The organism is Streptomyces sp. NPDC059455 (genome assembly GCF_042750115.1).
In the GTDB taxonomy this organism is placed as follows: Bacteria; Actinomycetota; Actinomycetes; order Streptomycetales; family Streptomycetaceae; genus Streptomyces; species Streptomyces endocoffeicus.
This window is the reverse complement of record NZ_JBHYVB010000256.1, coordinates 11,253-13,681: the sequence shown is the minus strand read 5'-3', so window position 1 is coordinate 13,681 and position 2,429 is coordinate 11,253. Positions and strand designations below refer to the sequence as shown.

The 2,429-nt window shown below is 73.3% G+C and carries 1 protein-coding gene; it reads left to right on the top strand.

What is annotated here, in order from left to right; genetic code table 11:
* Window positions 1–698 precede the first annotated feature (698 nt).
* Complete coding sequence (locus ACFXB5_RS47645) at window positions 699–2,147, top strand: alkaline phosphatase PhoX (RefSeq protein WP_385220727.1); 1,449 nt, start codon at window positions 699–701, stop codon at window positions 2,145–2,147.
* Window positions 2,148–2,429 lie beyond the last annotated feature (282 nt).

The following is a 2,429-nucleotide window of genomic DNA, read 5'->3' as shown; positions in this document are numbered from 1 at the left end:
GGTGCGGCGCCTGGTGGACCAGTCGGGCGGGCTGCTCGCCGTGGGCTCTGCCTCAGCCCCCTGGGTCGGAGTCCGGGGTCCAGGGGCGGAGCCCAGGTAGCGGGTGCAGCCGGGCGGGCTGCTCGCCTCCGCGTGCTTTGCTGCGGATTGGTATGCGGCTGCGCCGTGTGGTAGGGCTCCGCCCCCGGACCCCAGGGGGCCAAGGGCAGAGCCCCAGGTCGCGGGACCAGTCGGGCGGGCTGCTCGCCGTGGGGTCTGCCCCGGCCCCCGGGTCGGAGCCCGATACCAGGGGCGGAGCCCCTGGTATCGGGAAGGGGCGGGGAGGGGAAGGCATCGCTGTGCGGCTCCGCCGCGTGGTCCGTCGGGCACGCCCGGGCGCGGGCGTGGGCGGGCCCGACCCCGTCTCGGGACTGGGGTGGTGCCGGCGCGTCGCGGTGCTGGGCGGGTGTCTGTCTGGTGGACGGGGGGCCGCCCCCTCCGCCGTCCGGGAGGCCCTCGCGGGGCGCGCCGTGAGGGGCGCGTTGCGTCCGTCGGCCGGGGAGTTGAGCGCCGCGTAGAGCCGTGACGCGTTGCTCGCCGTATATGGGATCGGCGGCCATTCGTCCGTTGATGTCGCGCGCCGTTCAACTGATGTTCGGCCGGGGACGGAAACGTATGGCCGCAGTCCGGAGGACACCATCCTGCGCTCGGGAGAAGACATGCCGCTCAGCCGAAGAGACTTCGCGAGGCGTTCCGCGTACACCGGGGCCGGGTTCGCCCTGGTCGGAAGCGCGGGGGTGCTCGCCACCGCACCCGGCGCGCTCGCCGCCGAGGTGACCGAGGAGGGCGCCGCGGGGGTCGAGGGCCACGGCGGCTCGTCGCTCGGCTACGGTCCGCTCATCGCGGACCCCAAGGGCATCCTGGCCCTCCCCAAGGGCTTCCGCTACAAGATCATCACCCGTACCGGTGAGACGAAGCTGGAGTCCGGCGAGTCCACCCCGTCCAACCACGACGGCACCGCCACCTTCGAGGGCTCGCGCGGTGCGACGCTGCTGGTCAACAACCACGAGCTGGGCGGCCCCCGCAGCAAATGGCCGCACCCGGTCCCGCTGACCGAGGGCCTGGTCTACGACCCGGCGGCCTCCGGTGGCTGCACCGTCGTCGAGGTCGCCAAGCACGGCGACCACGTCACCGAGTGGGTCGGCATCGCGGGCACCGCCACCAACTGCGCTGGTGGCCGCACCCCCTGGGGCACCTGGCTGACCTGCGAGGAGACCGAGGACAAGGTCGGCCAGAACGGCATGACCAAGGATCACGGCTACGTCTTCGAGGTCGACCCGCACGACCGCAAGGCCAACCGCGACCCGAAGCCGATCAAGGCCCTGGGCCGGTACGCGCACGAGGCCGTCGTCGTGGACCCCAAGCGCGGCCACCTCTACCTCACCGAGGACGCCTCCGGACCGAACGGCCTCCTCTACCGCTGGGTCCCGCCGCACGGCTTCGAGCACGGCCGCGGCAAGCTCGGCACGCTCAAGGACGACGCGGGTGTGCTCCAGGCGCCCAAGTGCTACGACTCGGGCGGCAACTTCGTGGACGACCTGTCCCGCGCCACCAAGACCGGCACGGTCTACGGCGTGGACTGGGAGCCGGTGCCGGACCGCGACGCGAAGTCGGTGTCGGTGCGCAAGCAGTTCAAGGACGGTGAGATCACCCGGGCCCGCAAGCTGGAGGGCATGTGGTGGGCGGACGGTGGCGCGTACATCGTCTCCTCGTTCGCCCGTGCGGAGAGCCCGGTCCAGCACGACGGCCAGGTCTGGTTCTACGACCCCAAGCGCCGCACCCTCACCCTCAAGGTGCTGCTGGGCGTCAACCCCGACCCGTCGAAGGACGGCGCCTTCGACGGCCCGGACAACATCACCGTCTCGCCGTACGGCGGTCTGGTCATCGCCGAGGACGGCGAGGGCATCCAGCACCTCTTCGGCGCCACCGAGGACGGCCGGACGTACCCGATCGCGCGCAACGACCTGAACATCGGCAGCGCGGAGGAGCCGGAGTTCAGCGAGTTCACCGGTGTGGTCTTCTCGCCCGACGGCTCGACGCTCTACGCCAACATCCAGGTGCCGGGCATCATGCTCGCGATCACCGGCCCCTGGCGCCGCCAGGGCTGAGGCCAAGGGCCGGGGGCTGGCGCCGACGGACCCGGGGGAATCGTCCCGGCCGGGGCACGCGTTGACGTGAGCGTGACCTCACGCCTGCGCACCACCCCCTTCTCCATCCTGGACCGCTCCCGCACCCGCCAGGGGCGGGAGCGGTCGCAGGCGCGGGGGGGCCCCCACCACGTTAGCCCCCCCCCCCCCCCGCCGGCGCGCCCCCCCCCCAGTGTGGTGCTCACACAACCACACCCCCCCGGGGCGCGGGGGGGCGCCCCCCCCGCGCGCGGCGACACCCCC